At 65.5% G+C, this 981-nt stretch carries 1 pseudogene; it reads right to left on the bottom strand.

Annotated features, from left to right (window positions below):
• Positions 1-931, bottom strand: a pseudogene (locus tag H483_RS39155) (IS5 family transposase).
• Between the last annotated feature and the right edge of the window lie 50 nt (positions 932-981).

Raw genomic sequence — 981 nt, 5'->3', positions numbered from 1 at the left:
CTAGGGTGTGTCTCCCAATCGGCGTAGCCAGGTGAGAATTGCGCAGAGGGTGACGGCGGCGCGGTAAGTGATCGCGAGTTTGTCGTAGCGGGTGGCCAGCGCTCGCCATTGCTTGGCCAGAGCGAAGGAACGCTCGACGACGTTTCGGTCTTTGTAGAGGTCAGTGTCGAGTTTCGGGGGTCGGCCACCGCGGCTGCCGCGGCGTTCGCGAGCGGCGATGGTGTCGCTTTTCTCCGGGATGACAGCGGCGATACCGCGACTGCGGAGCTGGCGGCGGATCGTGCCAGACGAGTAGGCCTTGTCTGCGATCACCGCGTCGGGGCGGGTGCGGGGTCGGCCCTTGCCGTGGCGTGGGACGTGGATGTCGGCCAGGACTTCGGCCAGCATCGCGCCGTCGTTTCGTTGCCCACCGGTGATCACGTTCGCCAGCGGTCGGCCGCGGCCATCGACAGCACTGTGAATCTTGGTGGTCAGCCCTCCTCGCGAGCGACCGATGCCATGACCTGCGGGTTCACAGTCCCGGAAGGGCCGGTTCTTGTGATTCGACCCTGCCCCCTGTGTCCTGCTCAGGGCGCGTTGTATTTGTGCCGTGCTGATGAGCGCGGCAGATGGTGGCGTCGACCGAGACGTTCCAGTCGATCTTTCCGGCTGCGTCGGCATCGGCCAGGATCACGTGCAGGATGCGATCCCAGGTCCCGTCCCGGGCGTAGCGGGCGTGACGCTTCCACACGGTCTGCCACGCACCGAACTCCTCGCGAGGTAGGTCCCGCCAGGGAATACCGGCGCGGTAGCGGTAGATGATCCCCTCGACGACCTTGCGATTGTCGCGAAACGGATGCCCCTGCCGCCCTTCATTGGAGGGCAGCAGGGGCTCTATCCGCTCCCACTGCTCGTCGGTGAACTGGCGAAATCGTGACTTCGTCTGACCCATACGGCCACGGTCTCGCGGGTCACCGCTCAGCTATGGGAGACACGCCCTAG

The organism is Dietzia sp. UCD-THP (assembly GCF_000349585.1).
GTDB lineage: Bacteria > Actinomycetota > Actinomycetes > Mycobacteriales > Mycobacteriaceae > Dietzia > Dietzia natronolimnaea_A.
Note: the sequence above shows the minus strand (reverse complement) of the source record. Positions and strands in the feature narration are given on the sequence as shown.